Origin of the sequence: Enterobacter sp. JUb54 (assembly GCF_014298075.1) — a bacterium.
Taxonomy (GTDB): Bacteria; Pseudomonadota; Gammaproteobacteria; order Enterobacterales; family Enterobacteriaceae; genus Klebsiella; species Klebsiella lignicola.
Genome location: NZ_CP060418.1, coordinates 3,139,054 through 3,153,674, shown reverse-complemented (window position 1 = coordinate 3,153,674; position 14,621 = coordinate 3,139,054). Strand labels below are relative to the sequence as shown.

13 protein-coding genes are annotated in these 14,621 nt (G+C 55.3%); 12 read left to right on the top strand and 1 reads right to left on the bottom strand.

Translation table 11 applies throughout. The features are described 5' to 3' along the window. Positions 1-2: 2 nt before the first annotated feature. The 12 genes from murD (at position 3) to mutT (ending at position 14,374) form a co-directional block, all read left to right on the top strand. A complete protein-coding gene (gene murD / locus HF679_RS14515; protein ID WP_123757500.1) occupies positions 3-1,319 on the top strand; it encodes a UDP-N-acetylmuramoyl-L-alanine--D-glutamate ligase in 1,317 nt (438 codons plus the stop codon). Then, complete coding sequence (gene ftsW / locus HF679_RS14510) at positions 1,319-2,578, top strand: cell division protein FtsW (RefSeq protein WP_123757499.1); 1,260 nt, start codon at positions 1,319-1,321, stop codon at positions 2,576-2,578. Before murD ends, ftsW begins: the two co-directional genes overlap by 1 nt. Further along, positions 2,575-3,645, top strand: coding sequence for an undecaprenyldiphospho-muramoylpentapeptide beta-N-acetylglucosaminyltransferase (gene murG / locus HF679_RS14505; RefSeq protein WP_123757498.1), 1,071 nt, complete (start codon positions 2,575-2,577; stop codon positions 3,643-3,645). Before ftsW ends, murG begins: the two co-directional genes overlap by 4 nt. A gap of 47 nt (positions 3,646-3,692) precedes the next feature. After that, positions 3,693-5,168 (top strand): UDP-N-acetylmuramate--L-alanine ligase, encoded by a 1,476-nt coding sequence (gene murC / locus HF679_RS14500; protein WP_154144512.1) that lies wholly within the window; start codon positions 3,693-3,695, stop codon positions 5,166-5,168. After that, a complete protein-coding gene (locus HF679_RS14495) occupies positions 5,161-6,081 on the top strand; it encodes a D-alanine--D-alanine ligase (protein WP_187042159.1) in 921 nt (306 codons plus the stop codon). The genes murC and HF679_RS14495 overlap by 8 nt, the downstream gene beginning before the upstream one ends. A 1-nt stretch (position 6,082) precedes the next feature. Beyond that, positions 6,083-6,916, top strand: a complete 834-nt coding sequence (gene ftsQ / locus HF679_RS14490) for a cell division protein FtsQ (RefSeq protein ID WP_123757495.1) — start codon at positions 6,083-6,085, stop codon at positions 6,914-6,916. Then, positions 6,913-8,175: a cell division protein FtsA gene (gene ftsA / locus HF679_RS14485; protein ID WP_123757494.1), complete on the top strand. Its 1,263-nt coding sequence runs from the start codon at positions 6,913-6,915 to the stop codon at positions 8,173-8,175. The genes ftsQ and ftsA overlap by 4 nt, the downstream gene beginning before the upstream one ends. 62 nt (positions 8,176-8,237) lie before the next feature. Then, entirely contained in the window at positions 8,238-9,389 is a 1,152-nt protein-coding gene (gene ftsZ / locus HF679_RS14480) for a cell division protein FtsZ (RefSeq protein WP_004857884.1), read from the top strand. A gap of 100 nt (positions 9,390-9,489) precedes the next feature. Further along, positions 9,490-10,407 carry a UDP-3-O-acyl-N-acetylglucosamine deacetylase gene (gene lpxC, locus HF679_RS14475; RefSeq protein ID WP_123757493.1) on the top strand — a complete coding sequence of 306 codons (918 nt, stop codon included), beginning with the start codon at positions 9,490-9,492 and terminating at the stop codon, positions 10,405-10,407. 251 nt (positions 10,408-10,658) lie between these two features. Then, positions 10,659-11,153 (top strand): secA translation cis-regulator SecM, encoded by a 495-nt coding sequence (secM, locus tag HF679_RS14470; protein ID WP_174509143.1) that lies wholly within the window; start codon positions 10,659-10,661, stop codon positions 11,151-11,153. A 59-nt stretch (positions 11,154-11,212) separates the two neighbouring features. Then, positions 11,213-13,918 carry a preprotein translocase subunit SecA gene (gene secA / locus HF679_RS14465; protein WP_123757491.1) on the top strand — a complete coding sequence of 902 codons (2,706 nt, stop codon included), beginning with the start codon at positions 11,213-11,215 and terminating at the stop codon, positions 13,916-13,918. A 60-nt stretch (positions 13,919-13,978) separates the two neighbouring features. Continuing rightward, on the top strand, positions 13,979-14,374 hold the full coding sequence (mutT, locus tag HF679_RS14460; protein ID WP_187042158.1) for an 8-oxo-dGTP diphosphatase MutT: 396 nt from the start codon (positions 13,979-13,981) through the stop codon (positions 14,372-14,374). Between the two features lie 43 nt (positions 14,375-14,417). Here mutT and yacG read toward each other — a convergent pair whose 3' ends face one another. Then, positions 14,418-14,615, bottom strand: coding sequence for a DNA gyrase inhibitor YacG (gene yacG, locus HF679_RS14455; protein ID WP_123757489.1), 198 nt, complete (start codon positions 14,613-14,615; stop codon positions 14,418-14,420). Positions 14,616-14,621: the final 6 nt, after the last annotated feature.

The following is a 14,621-nucleotide window of genomic DNA, read 5'->3' as shown; positions in this document are numbered from 1 at the left end:
TCATGGCAGATTATCAGGGTAAAAAAGTCGTCATTATTGGCCTGGGCATGACCGGGCTATCTTGCGTGGACTTCTTCATGGCGCGCGGCGTGACGCCGCGGGTGATGGATACTCGCGCCACGCCGTCAGGTCTCGACAAGCTGCCTGAAGCGGTTGAACGTTACGTCGGCGGGCTGAACAGTGACTGGCTGCTGGCGGCGGACCTGATAGTGGCAAGCCCTGGTATCGCGCTGGCGCACCCTGCGTTGAGCGAAGCGGCGGATGCTGGCGTGGAAATCGTCGGCGATATCGAACTGTTCTGTCGTGAAGCGCAGGCGCCGATCGTTGCCATTACCGGCTCCAACGGTAAAAGCACCGTGACGACCCTGGTGGGCGAAATGGCGAAAGCGGCCGGCGTGAACGTCGGCGTTGGCGGCAATATTGGTCTGCCGGCCCTGATGCTGCTGGATGCGGATCGCGAGCTGTATGTTCTGGAACTCTCCAGCTTCCAGCTGGAAACCACCTCCAGTCTGCGGGCGGTTGCCGCGACAATCCTCAACGTTACTGAGGATCACATGGACCGCTATCCGCTGGGTTTGCAGCAGTATCGCGCTGCCAAACTGCGGGTGTATGAAAATGCGAAGACCTGCATCGTGAATGCCGATGACCGGCTGACGATGCCGGTTCGCGGCGCCGATGAGCGCTGCGTTAGCTTTGGTGTGGATGTCGGTGACTATCACCTTAACCGTCAGCAGGGCGAAACCTGGCTGCGGGTTAAAGGTGAAAAGGTGCTTAACGTGAAAGAGATGCACATCACCGGCCAGCACAACTACAGCAACGCCCTGGCGGCGCTGGCGCTGGCGGATGCCGCCGGCCTGCCGCGTGCCAGCAGCCTCAAGGCGCTGACCACCTTTACCGGCCTGGCGCACCGTTTCCAGCTGGTGCTGGATCACAACGGCGTTCGCTGGATCAACGATTCCAAAGCGACCAATGTGGGTAGCACCGAAGCGGCACTGAACGGGCTGCATCTCGACGGTACGCTGTACCTGCTGCTGGGCGGCGACGGTAAATCTGCCGATTTCACGCCGCTGACGCGCTATCTGACGGGAGATCATATCCGTCTGTACTGCTTCGGTCGCGATGGCGAACAGCTGGCGGCGCTGCGCCCGGACGTGGCAACCCAGACCGCGACGATGGAAGAGGCGATGCGCCAGATTGCGCCGCTGCTGAAATCGGGCGATATGGTGCTGCTATCCCCGGCATGTGCCAGCCTCGATCAGTTCAAGAGCTTTGAACAACGTGGCGATGTTTTTGCCCGTCTGGCTAAGGAGTTAGGCTGATGCGTTTATCCCTCCCGCGCCTGAGAATGCCTCAGTGGAGACTGCCGCGCCTGCCGGGGATGTTTATCTTCTCCTGGCTGTTCGCCGCGCTGAAAGGCTGGGTGATGGGCTCGCGTCAGAAAGATAACGATAGCCTGGTGATGTATGACCGCATGCTGTTGTGGCTGACTTTCGGCCTGGCAGCTGTCGGTTTTATTATGGTGACGTCGGCGTCGATGCCGGTTGGGCAGCGCCTGGCCAACGATCCCTTTTTGTTCGCCAAGCGTGACGGATTATATATTCTGCTGGCGCTCGGGCTGGCGATGGTAACCCTGCGTCTGCCGATGGAATTCTGGCAGCGGCACAGTACCGCCATGCTCATCGCCTCTATCGTGATGCTGCTGATCGTACTGGTGGTCGGTAGTTCGGTAAACGGCGCCTCGCGCTGGATTGCCTTCGGCCCACTGCGTATTCAGCCGGCGGAATTTACCAAGCTCTCGCTGTTCTGCTATATCGCCAACTATCTGGTGCGTAAAGGGGATGAGGTCCGTAATAACCTCCGCGGCTTCTTAAAGCCGATGGGCGTGATTTTCGTCCTCGCGATTCTGCTGCTGGCGCAGCCGGACCTCGGTACCGTGGTCGTGCTGTTCGTGACCACCCTGGCAATGCTGTTTCTTGGTGGCGCGAAGCTGTGGCAGTTCATTGCCATTATCGGCATGGGGATCTCGGCGGTGGTGCTGCTGATCCTCGCTGAGCCCTATCGTATTCGCCGCGTGACCTCCTTCTGGAACCCGTGGGAAGACCCGTTCGGCAGCGGTTACCAGTTAACCCAGTCGCTGATGGCGTTCGGCCGCGGTGAAATGTGGGGGCAGGGCTTAGGTAACTCGGTACAGAAACTGGAGTATTTACCGGAAGCACATACCGATTTCATCTTCGCCATTATCGGCGAAGAACTCGGTTATATCGGTGTGGTACTGGCCCTATTAATGGTATTCTTCGTCGCCTTTCGCGCCATGTCGATTGGGCGTAAAGCGCTGGAGATCAACCATCGCTTCTCCGGTTTCCTGGCATGCGCCATTGGTATCTGGTTCAGCTTTCAGGCACTGGTTAACGTCGGGGCCGCGGCAGGTATGCTGCCAACCAAAGGTCTGACGTTGCCGCTGATTAGTTACGGCGGTTCCAGTTTGCTGATTATGTCAACGGCCATCATGTTGCTGTTGCGAATTGATTATGAAACCCGTCTGGAAAAAGCCCAGGCGTTTACACGGGGTGTTCGATGAGCGGTCAGGAAAAGCGGCTAATGGTGATGGCGGGCGGTACCGGTGGACACGTGTTCCCGGGGCTGGCGGTCGCGCACCATTTAATGGACCAGGGCTGGCAGGTTCGCTGGCTGGGTACTGCCGATCGTATGGAAGCGGATTTAGTGCCGAAGCATGGCATTGATATTGATTTCATCCAGATTTCTGGCCTGCGCGGCAAAGGGCTCAAGGCGCAACTGCAGGCACCGGTCCGTATCTTCCACGCCTGGCGTCAGGCGCGAGAAATCATGAAACGGTTCCAGCCGGATGTGGTGTTAGGCATGGGCGGATATGTTTCTGGCCCGGGTGGTCTGGCAGCGTGGTCGCTGGGTATTCCGGTGGTGCTGCATGAACAAAATGGTATTGCCGGCCTGACCAATAAATGGCTGGCGAAGATTGCAAAGAAAGTGCTGCAGGCGTTCCCTGGCGCATTCCCGCATGCCGATGTTGTGGGCAACCCGGTGCGGACCGATGTGCTGGCTCTGCCGTTACCCGAGCAGCGCCTGGTCGGGCGTCAGGGGCCGACGCGCGTGTTAGTGGTGGGCGGTTCTCAGGGCGCGCGCGTCCTGAACCAGACCATGCCGCAGGTGGCAGGGAAACTGGAAGGCGCGGTGACCATCTGGCACCAAAGTGGCAAAGGTGCTCAGCAAACGGTACAGCAGGCCTATGCCGATGCCGGGCAGCCACAACATAAAGTGACTGAATTTATTGATGACATGGCCGCAGCGTATGCCTGGGCTGATGTTGTTGTGTGTCGTTCCGGTGCGCTGACGGTGAGTGAAATTGCCGCAGCAGGTTTACCGGCGTTATTTGTGCCGTTTCAGCACAAGGATCGTCAGCAGTACTGGAATGCACTGCCGCTGGAGAAAGCGGGCGCAGCGAAAATTCTCGAACAACCTCAGTTCACCGTCGATGCCGTAGCGCAGACGCTGGCTGGCTGGGATCGGGAAACGCTGCTGGATATGGCGGAACGAGCGCGTAGAGCCTCGATTCCGGATGCTACCGAACGGGTAGCAGAAGAAGTGAGCGCTGCAGCACTGGCGCGCTAATCACGGTGAATCTCACCGTCCGTATAAAGATGTAGATGGCGTAAAGAATGAATACACAAGATCTGGCGAAACTGCGTTCCATAGTGCCCGAGATGCGTCGCGTCCGGCACATTCACTTTGTTGGCATTGGTGGTGCCGGTATGGGCGGTATTGCCGAAGTTCTGGCTAACGAAGGCTACCAGATTAGCGGCTCCGACCTGGCGCCGAATCCGGTGACGCAACAGCTGACGCAACTTGGCGCCACGATCTATTTCAACCATCGCCCGGAAAACGTGCGCGATGCGAGTGTGGTGGTGGTGTCCAGCGCCATTTCCGCGGAAAACCCGGAAATTGTCGCGGCACATGAAGCACGTATTCCGGTCATTCGCCGTGCAGAGATGCTGGCGGAGCTGATGCGTTTTCGCCACGGGATTGCGATTGCCGGTACGCACGGCAAAACCACCACGACGGCGATGGTTTCCAGCATTTATGCGGAAGCGGGCCTTGACCCAACCTTCGTCAACGGTGGGCTGGTGAAAGCGGCGGGGGTTCACGCCCGCCTCGGCCACAGTCGTTACCTGATTGCGGAGGCAGATGAGAGCGATGCGTCGTTCCTGCACCTGCAGCCGATGGTCGCTATCGTGACCAACATCGAAGCCGACCACATGGATACCTACCATGGCGACTTTGAGAATCTGAAGCAGACCTTTATTAATTTCCTGCACAACCTGCCGTTCTACGGACGTGCGGTGATGTGTGTAGACGATCCGGTGATTCGTGAACTGCTCCCGCGTGTGGGTCGGCAGATTACCACCTACGGTTTCAGCGACGATGCCGACGTGCGCGTCGAAGAGTACCGTCAGATTGGCGCCCAGGGACATTTCCGTCTGGTTCGCCAGGATAAAGAGCCGCTGCAGGTGACGCTGAATGCGCCGGGTCGCCATAACGCGCTGAACGCCGCCGCCGCGGTCGCCGTGGCGACGGAAGAGGGGATTGAAGACAGTGCGATCCTGCGGGCGCTGGAAAGCTTCCAGGGCACCGGTCGTCGCTTTGATTTTCTCGGCGAATATCCGTTGGCCGCCGTCAACGGGAAAAGCGGTAGCGCGATGTTAATAGATGACTATGGTCATCACCCAACGGAAGTGGATGCCACGATTAAAGCCGCACGCGCGGGCTGGCCGGATAAAAATCTGGTGATGTTATTCCAGCCGCACCGTTTCACGCGTACCCGCGATCTCTACGATGATTTCGCCAACGTGCTGACTCAGGTTGATGCGCTGCTGATGCTGGATGTCTATTCCGCTGGCGAAGCGCCGATTCCGGGAGCCGACAGCCGTTCGCTGTGCCGTACCATTCGCGGCCGCGGTAAAGTTGACCCGATTCTGCTCTCCGATCCGGCACAGGCAGCTGAAATGCTGGCGTCGGTGTTGACTGGCAATGACCTGATCCTGGTGCAGGGCGCAGGAAACATAGGAAAAATCGCACGTCACCTGGCTGAAATCAAACTCGTGCCGCAAAAAACGGAGGAGGAGCACCGTGGCTGATAAAATCGCGGTTCTTTTTGGCGGCACCTCTGCTGAGCGTGATGTTTCACTAAATTCCGGCACCGCGGTGCTTGCCGGACTGCGTGAAGCGGGCGTGGATGCGCATCCGGTTGACCCTCGTGATGTTGATGTGACCCAGCTGAAACAGATGGGGTTTAAGAAAGCGTTTATTGCGCTGCATGGTCGCGGTGGCGAAGATGGTACGTTGCAAGGGCTGCTGGAGCTGATTCAGCTGCCTTATACCGGCAGCGGCGTGATGGCATCGGCCATCTCCATGGACAAAGTTCGCAGCAAATTGTTGTGGCAGGGCGCGGGGTTACCCGTCGCACCGTGGGTGGCGTTGACGCGCACGCAGTTCGAAAAAGGGCTTACTGCCGAGACGGAAGCACAGATTGCAGCCCTTGGGTTGCCATTGATTGTCAAACCGGCTTGTGAAGGTTCAAGCGTCGGTATGTCGAAAGTGAGCGAAAGTTGTGCATTACAGAGTGCATTGACGCTGGCTTTTCAGCATGATGAAGACGTTCTGATTGAAAAATGGCTGAGTGGCCCCGAATTTACCGTCGCTATCGTCGGTGAAGAAATTTTACCGTCAATTCGTATCCAGGTGGCTGGAACCTTCTATGATTATGAGGCGAAGTATCTCTCTGATGAGACGCAATATTTTTGCCCTGGTTGTGAGGATCTCGTCCGCGAGTCAGAAATTCAGGCTCTGGTACTTAAAGCCTGGAATGTTCTCGGCTGTAAAGGTTGGGGACGCATTGACGTGATGCTGGACAGCGATGGCCAGTTTTATTTGCTGGAAGCGAATACTTCCCCTGGCATGACCAGCCACAGCCTGGTGCCGATGGCGGCTCGTCAGGCAGGAATGAGCTTCTCGCAACTTGTTGTTCGCATTTTGGACCTGGCGGGGTGATATGTCGCAGGCTGCGCTGAATACGCGAAACCAGGAAGAAGAAGATAACGCTTCTTTGCGCCGGAGTAATGGAACTCGTCTGGCCGGGATTGTCTTCCTGCTGGCGGTGCTAAGTACCGTATTGGTCAGCGGGTGGATGGTTCTGGGCTGGATGGAAGATGCACAGCGTTTACCGCTGTCCAGAATGGTGGTCACCGGTGAACGTCACTACACGCGCAATGATGATATTCGTCAGGCGATTCTGGCGTTAGGTTCGCCGGGAACCTTTATGACCCAGGATGTCAACATCATCCAGAGTCAGATCGAACGTCTGCCGTGGATTAAGCAGGCGAGCGTTAGAAAGCAGTGGCCGGACGAATTGAAGATTCATCTGGTTGAATATGTGCCGATTGCGCGTTGGAATGATCAACATATGGTGGACGTCGAAGGAAACTCCTTCAGCGTACCAGCGGATCGTACCAATAAGCAGAATTTACCGATGCTGTATGGCCCGGAAGGCAGTGAGAACGAAGTGTTGCAAGGGTATCGCGACATGGGGCAGGTACTGGCAAAGGATAAATTCACGTTGAAAGTCGCGGCGATGACCGCACGTCGCTCCTGGCAGTTGACGCTGAATAACGATATTAAGCTCAACCTTGGCCGCGGCGACACCATGAAACGACTTCAGCGCTTTATGGAACTCTACCCGGTTCTTCAGCAACAAGCGCAGACCGACGGCAAACGGATTAGCTATGTTGATTTGCGTTATGACTCGGGTGCGGCAGTGGGCTGGGTACCTGCTCCCGTAGAGGAAACTAACCAACAACAGAATCAGGCACAGGCAGAACAACAATGATCAAGGCGACGGACAGAAAACTGGTAGTTGGGCTGGAGATTGGCACCGCAAAGGTTGCCGCTTTAGTAGGGGAAGTTCTGCCCGATGGCGTGGTCAATATCATTGGCGTGGGCAGTTGCCCTTCGCGTGGTATGGATAAAGGCGGAGTGAACGACCTGGAATCCGTGGTGAAATGCGTACAGCGCGCCATTGACCAGGCCGAACTGATGGCGGATTGCCAGATTTCGTCAGTGTATCTGGCGCTTTCAGGTAAACATATTAGCTGTCAAAATGAAATCGGCATGGTGCCGATCTCAGAAGAAGAAGTGACGCAGGACGATGTTGAAAACGTGGTGCATACCGCGAAATCAGTCCGCGTACGCGATGAGCATCGTGTTCTGCACGTCATTCCGCAGGAATATGCCATCGATTATCAGGAAGGGATTAAAAATCCGGTGGGTCTGTCCGGCGTGCGTATGCAGGCGAAAGTCCATCTGATTACCTGCCATAACGATATGGCAAAAAATATTGTTAAAGCGGTTGAACGTTGTGGTCTGAAAGTAGACCAACTCATTTTCGCCGGTTTAGCGGCCAGTTATTCCGTTCTGACGGAAGATGAACGTGAGCTGGGTGTCTGCGTGGTGGACATCGGCGGTGGTACAATGGATATCGCCGTGTATACCGGCGGTGCGCTGCGTCATACCAAAGTGATCCCGTACGCGGGCAATGTGGTGACCAGCGATATCGCCTACGCCTTTGGTACGCCGCCGAGCGATGCCGAAGCGATTAAAGTTCGCCACGGTTGCGCGCTGGGTTCTATTGTCGGCAAAGACGAAAACGTCGAAGTGCCGAGCGTCGGTGGGCGTCCACCGCGCAGCCTGCAGCGTCAGACGCTGGCAGAGGTTATTGAGCCGCGCTATACCGAGCTGCTCAATCTGGTTAACGAAGAGATCCTGCAGCTGCAGGAGCAGCTTCGCCAGCAAGGGGTGAAACACCATCTGGCGGCGGGGATTGTATTAACGGGCGGCGCGGCGCAAATTGAAGGTCTTGCTGCCTGTGCTCAGCGGGTGTTCCATACGCAGGTGCGTATTGGTGCGCCGCTGAATATTACCGGATTAACGGATTATGCCCAGGAGCCGTATTATTCGACGGCGGTTGGGTTGCTGCACTACGGGAAGGAATCTCATCTTAGTGGTGAAGCAGAAGTAGAAAAACGCGTAACTGCATCAGTTGGCTCGTGGATTAAGCGACTTAATAGCTGGCTGCGAAAAGAGTTTTAATTTTTTCAGAGAACGCAGAAAATTAGCGTTCTCAGGCGACAGGCACAAAACGGAGAGAAACTATGTTTGAACCTATGGAACTGACCAACGACGCGGTGATTAAAGTCATCGGCGTCGGTGGCGGCGGTGGCAATGCCGTTGAGCACATGGTGCGCGAGCGCATCGAAGGTGTTGAATTCTTCGCGGTGAACACCGACGCGCAGGCACTGCGTAAAACGGCTGTTGGCCAGACTATCCAGATCGGTAGCGGTATTACCAAAGGTCTGGGTGCCGGCGCTAACCCGGAAGTGGGCCGTAATGCGGCTGACGAAGACCGTGAAGCGTTACGCGCTGCTCTTGATGGTGCAGACATGGTGTTTATCGCCGCAGGTATGGGCGGTGGTACCGGCACCGGTGCAGCACCTGTTGTGGCTGAAGTGGCGAAGGATCTGGGTATCCTGACCGTTGCGGTCGTCACTAAGCCGTTTAACTTTGAAGGCAAAAAACGCATGGCGTTCGCCGAACAGGGGATCACTGAGCTGTCCAAGCATGTGGACTCTCTGATCACCATTCCGAACGACAAGCTGCTGAAAGTGCTCGGTCGTGGTATTTCTCTGCTGGATGCTTTCGGCGCGGCAAACGACGTGTTGAAAGGTGCAGTACAGGGTATCGCCGAGCTGATCACCCGCCCGGGTCTGATGAACGTCGACTTTGCGGATGTGCGCACGGTGATGTCAGAGATGGGTTACGCGATGATGGGTTCTGGCGTCGCAAGCGGTGAAGACCGTGCGGAAGAAGCCGCTGAAATGGCGATCTCTTCTCCGCTGCTGGAAGATATCGATCTGTCCGGCGCGCGCGGCGTTCTGGTCAACATCACCGCGGGCTTCGACCTGCGTCTGGATGAGTTCGAAACCGTGGGTAACACGATTCGTGCTTTCGCATCGGATAACGCGACCGTGGTTATCGGTACTTCCCTTGACCCGGACATGAACGACGAACTGCGTGTGACCGTCGTTGCTACCGGTATCGGCATGGACAAACGTCCGGAAATCACCCTGGTGACCAACAAACAGGTTCAGCAGCCGGTGATGGATCGCTACCAGCAGCACGGTATGGCACCATTAACTCAAGAGCAGAAACCGGTCGCAAAAGTGGTGAACGACAACACGCCGCAAACTGCGAAAGAGCCGGATTATCTGGATATTCCAGCTTTCCTGCGTAAGCAAGCCGATTAAGAATTGGCTGGAAGTTGGGCATCAGCGCTCTTTGTGCTAAACTGCCCTCCCGAATGTATAATATACTTCGGTTGGATAGGTAACTTGGCGAGATTATACGATGATCAAACAAAGGACTCTTAAACGTATCGTTCAGGCGACTGGCGTCGGTTTGCATACCGGCAAGAAAGTCACTCTGACGTTACGCCCTGCGCCGGCAAATACCGGGGTCATCTATCGTCGCACCGACTTGAATCCACCGGTTGATTTTCCGGCTGATGCCAAATCTGTGCGGGATACCATGCTCTGTACTTGCCTGGTGAACGAGCATGACGTGCGGATTTCAACAGTCGAGCACCTGAATGCCGCACTGGCTGGCCTGGGCATTGACAACATTGTGATTGAAGTCGATGCGCCGGAAATTCCAATTATGGATGGTAGTGCTGCGCCGTTCGTTTATCTGTTGCTGGATGCCGGCATCGATGAACTGAACTGTGCGAAGAAATTTGTCCGCATCAAAGATACTGTGCGTGTTGAAGATGGCGACAAATGGGCTGAATTCAAACCGTACAATGGTTTTTCGTTGGACTTTACCATCGACTTTAACCATCCGGCGATTGATGCAAGCAACCAGCGCTACGCGATGAACTTCTCTGCTGATGCATTTATGCGCCAGATTAGTCGCGCTCGTACTTTTGGTTTTATGCGTGATATCGAATATCTGCAGTCCCGCGGCCTGTGCCTGGGCGGCAGCTTCGATTGTGCCATCGTTGTTGACGATTATCGCGTATTGAACGAAGACGGTTTGCGCTTCGAAGATGAGTTTGTCCGCCACAAAATGCTGGATGCGATTGGTGACCTGTTTATGTGTGGTCACAATATCATCGGTGCGTTCACGGCGTTCAAATCAGGTCACGCGTTGAATAACAAATTGCTGCAGGCCGTCCTGGCAAAACAGGAAGCCTGGGAATATGTGACTTTCGAAGACGAAGCAGAACTGCCGCTGGCGTTCCGTGCACCGTCAATGGTTATGGCATAAGCCTGACCATTCAGTAAAATCGACTGGTAACCTGGTACCCTCTCCGGCCAGGGGGCCAGTCTTTTTTCTTTTTTAGCCTTCCCCTCCCATGACTGCTGTCATTCTCCGGCGCTGTTCATTGTTCGTTCGCTGTTTTATTGAGCGCTTTTGACTTGCCAGAGCTGTCATTCATGCTGCTGTAGCGCAGTATTAATGGTAGTATTTGGGCGCAAAATTATTTCCTGGGGTTGCTTCAACTAAAGGTAACGTACGTGAGTGGATTGCTGACGCGCTGGCGACAGTTTGGCAGACGATATTTCTGGCCGCATCTCCTGTTGGGGATGGTCGCGGCTAGTCTCGGCTTGCCTGCGCTTAGCAATAGTCACGAAACCACGTCACCGGCGAAAGCAACGGCCAGTAACCACAATCCAACGAAAGTTAATTTCTCCCAGCTGGCGCTGCTGGAAGCCAGTCGTCGACCTAATTTCACTGTCGATTACTGGCATCAGCATGCGATACGCACGGTCATTCGCCATCTGTCATTTGCCATGGCACCGCAGGCGCTGCCGGTTGCGGAAGAATCTTCGCCATTACAGGCGCAGCACCTGGCTTTACTCGACACGCTCAGCGCACTGCTGACGCAGGAGAGCAAACCGCCGGTTGCCGTTCGTCTTGTAGCCTACAACCCGTCCCATTCTGCCTTTAGAATCTCGGCCTGGATTAGCCAGGTCGCCGGGATCCGCGCAGGGCCTCAACGTCTCAGCTAAACGAAAAACGGATTATTCTTTTTTGTGACTCCGCGATGCGGGGCGTTTGAGATTTTATTATGCTAATCAAATTATTAACTAAAGTTTTCGGTAGTCGTAACGATCGTACCCTGCGCCGTATGCGCAAAACCGTTGGCGTGATCAACGCCATGGAACCGGCAATGGAAAAGCTCTCTGATGACGAGCTGAAAGGTAAAACTGTCGAATTCCGAGCTCGCCTTGAGAAAGGTGAAAGCGTTGAGAGCCTGATCCCTGAGGCCTTTGCGGTAGTACGTGAAGCCAGTAAACGTGTGTTCGGGATGCGTCACTTCGACGTCCAGCTGCTGGGCGGTATGGTGCTGAACGATCGCTGCATCGCGGAAATGCGTACCGGTGAGGGTAAAACCCTGACCGCAACCCTGCCGGCGTATCTGAACGCACTGTCGGGTAAAGGCGTCCACGTGGTTACCGTCAACGACTACCTGGCACAGCGTGATGCTGAAAACAACCGTCCGCTGTTCGAGTTCCTCGGGATGACCGTCGGTATCAACATGTCCGGTCTGCCTGCGCCTGCCAAACGTGAAGCGTACGGTGCGGATATCACCTACGGTACCAACAACGAATACGGTTTTGACTACCTGCGTGACAACATGGCGTTTAGCCCTGAAGAACGCGTACAGCGTAAGCTGCACTATGCGCTGGTGGATGAGGTGGACTCCATCCTCATCGATGAAGCGCGTACTCCGCTGATCATTTCTGGTCCGGCGGAAGACAGCTCAGAAATGTACAAACGCGTTAACAAGATCATCCCGCACCTGGTGCGTCAGGAAAAAGAAGACTCCGACACCTTTACCGGTGAAGGTCACTTCTCTGTCGATGAGAAAGCGCGTCAGGTTAACCTGACCGAACGCGGTCTGGTGCTGATTGAAGAACTGCTGGTGCAGGAAGGCATTATGGACGAAGGCGAATCGCTGTATTCACCGTCCAATATTATGCTGATGCACCACGTGACGGCTGCGCTGCGCGCCCATGTGCTGTTCACCCGCGACGTTGACTACATCGTTAAAGATGGCGAAGTCATTATTGTCGATGAGCATACCGGTCGTACGATGCAGGGTCGTCGCTGGTCTGATGGTCTGCATCAGGCCGTTGAAGCGAAAGAGGGTGTGGATATCCAGAACGAGAACCAGACTCTGGCCTCCATCACTTTCCAGAACTACTTCCGTCTGTACGAGAAGCTGGCAGGGATGACCGGTACCGCGGATACCGAAGCCTTTGAATTCAGCTCTATCTACAAACTGGATACCGTGGTCGTGCCGACCAACCGTCCGATGATCCGTAAGGATATGGCGGATCTGGTCTATATGACCGAAGCGGAAAAAATTCAGGCGATCATCGAAGATATTAAAGAGCGTACTGCTGCTGGCCAGCCGGTACTGGTGGGTACCATTTCGATTGAGAAATCAGAAGTGGTTTCAAATGAACTGACGAAAGCCGGTATCAAACACAACGTACTGAACGCCAAGTTCCACGCCAGTGAAGCGGATATCGTTGCGCAGGCGGGTTACCCGTCAGCGGTGACCATCGCGACCAACATGGCCGGTCGTGGTACCGATATTATGCTCGGTGGTAGCTGGCAGGCCGAAGTGGCAGCGCTGGAAGATCCGACGCCGGAACAAATCGAGCAGATTAAAGCCGACTGGCAGATTCGTCACGATGCCGTACTGGCTGCCGGTGGTCTGCACATTATCGGTACCGAGCGTCATGAATCGCGTCGTATCGATAACCAGCTGCGTGGCCGTTCTGGTCGTCAGGGTGATGCCGGTTCTTCCCGCTTCTACCTGTCGATGGAAGATGCCCTGATGCGTATCTTTGCCTCCGACCGTGTTTCCGGCATGATGCGTAAGCTGGGGATGAAACCGGGCGAAGCGATTGAGCACCCGTGGGTCACCAAAGCCATCGCTAACGCCCAGCGTAAAGTGGAAAGCCGCAACTTTGATATTCGTAAGCAGCTGCTGGAATATGATGACGTGGCGAACGATCAGCGTCGCGCCATCTATAGCCAGCGTAACGAACTGCTGGACGTGTCCGATGTTAGCGAAACCATTAACAGCATCCGCGAAGACGTTTTCAAAGCGACCATCGATGCCCATATCCCGCCGCAGTCGCTGGAAGAAATGTGGGATGTTGAAGGCCTGCAGGAACGTCTGAAAAACGACTTCGACCTTGAGCTGCCGCTGAAAGAGTGGCTGGATAAAGAGCCGGAACTGCATGAAGAGACGCTGCGTGAGCGTATTCTGCAGAGCGCGGTTGAAACCTATCAGCGTAAGGAAGAAGTGGTTGGCACCGAAATGATGCGTCATTTCGAGAAAGGTGTGATGCTCCAGACCCTGGACTCCCTGTGGAAAGAGCACCTGGCGGCAATGGACTACCTGCGTCAGGGTATCCATTTGCGTGGTTATGCGCAGAAAGATCCGAAGCAGGAATATAAGCGCGAATCCTTCTCCATGTTCGCAGCGATGCTGGAATCCCTGAAGTATGAAGTGATCAGCACCCTGAGCAAAGTTCAGGTTCGCATGCCGGAAGAAGTGGAAGCGATGGAGCAGCAGCGTCGTGAAGAAGCTGAACGTCTGGCGCAGATGCAGCAGCTCAGCCATCAGGATGACGACACTGCCGCCGCCGCTGCGCTGGCCGAGGAAACCGGCGACCGTAAAGTGGGCCGCAACGATCCTTGCCCGTGCGGTTCTGGTAAAAAATATAAACAGTGCCACGGCCGTCTGAGCTAATCTCAGAGAGTAAAAAAATAAAGGCGCAGATATCTGCGCCTTTTTTATGGAATGAAGACAATGAAAAAACTGCAAATTTCCGTCGGCATTATTCGTAATCAGCAGGGCGAAATCTTTATTACCCAGCGGGCATCAGATGCCCATATGGCCGATAAACTTGAGTTTCCCGGTGGCAAAATTGAAGCCGGAGAAACCCCGGAACAAGCGCTGGTGCGTGAGCTTCAGGAAGAGGTCGGGATTACGGTAGCGTCTTCCAGTCTGTTTGATACCCTGGAGTACCAGTTCCCGGATCGCCATATTACGCTGTGGTTCTGGCTGGTTGAGGCCTGGTCGGGGGAACCGTGGGGGAAAGAGGGGCAGCCAGGGCGCTGGATTGCGCAGCAGGCGTTAGTCGCAGACGCGTTCCCGCCGGCGAACGAACCGGTGATCACCAAATTAGTGCAGGCGGCATCGTAAATACCGTTGCCCGGCCTTTTCACATATGGCCGGGCTAGCGCGATTATTGCTGCTGCTCTTCGCTCCAGTCATCGCTGTCGGACAGATCGCCAGCGCTGGGGATTCGTTTTTCTTCCGCCGCCCACTCGCCGAGATCGATCAGCTGACAGCGCTTAGAGCAAAATGGCCGAAACGGGCTTTGTTCATTCCAGGCTACGGTCTTACCGCAGGTAGGGCAGTTGACTATCGTCTCTTCTGACATTTTTAC

Excerpts from the sequence above, each read along its gene's own strand:
- murD (WP_123757500.1), top strand. The coding sequence starts at position 3 with ATGGCAGATTATCAGGGTAAAAAAGTCGTCATTATTGGCCTGGGCATG.
- ftsW (WP_123757499.1), top strand. The coding sequence starts at position 1,319 with ATGCGTTTATCCCTCCCGCGCCTGAGAATGCCTCAGTGGAGACTGCCG.
- murG (WP_123757498.1), top strand. The coding sequence starts at position 2,575 with ATGAGCGGTCAGGAAAAGCGGCTAATGGTGATGGCGGGCGGTACCGGT.
- murC (WP_154144512.1), top strand. The coding sequence starts at position 3,693 with ATGAATACACAAGATCTGGCGAAACTGCGTTCCATAGTGCCCGAGATG.
- ftsQ (WP_123757495.1), top strand. The coding sequence starts at position 6,083 with ATGTCGCAGGCTGCGCTGAATACGCGAAACCAGGAAGAAGAAGATAAC.
- ftsA (WP_123757494.1), top strand. The coding sequence starts at position 6,913 with ATGATCAAGGCGACGGACAGAAAACTGGTAGTTGGGCTGGAGATTGGC.
- ftsZ (WP_004857884.1), top strand. The coding sequence starts at position 8,238 with ATGTTTGAACCTATGGAACTGACCAACGACGCGGTGATTAAAGTCATC.
- lpxC (WP_123757493.1), top strand. The coding sequence starts at position 9,490 with ATGATCAAACAAAGGACTCTTAAACGTATCGTTCAGGCGACTGGCGTC.
- secA (WP_123757491.1), top strand. The coding sequence starts at position 11,213 with ATGCTAATCAAATTATTAACTAAAGTTTTCGGTAGTCGTAACGATCGT.
- mutT (WP_187042158.1), top strand. The coding sequence starts at position 13,979 with ATGAAAAAACTGCAAATTTCCGTCGGCATTATTCGTAATCAGCAGGGC.
- yacG (WP_123757489.1), bottom strand. The coding sequence starts at position 14,615 with ATGTCAGAAGAGACGATAGTCAACTGCCCTACCTGCGGTAAGACCGTA.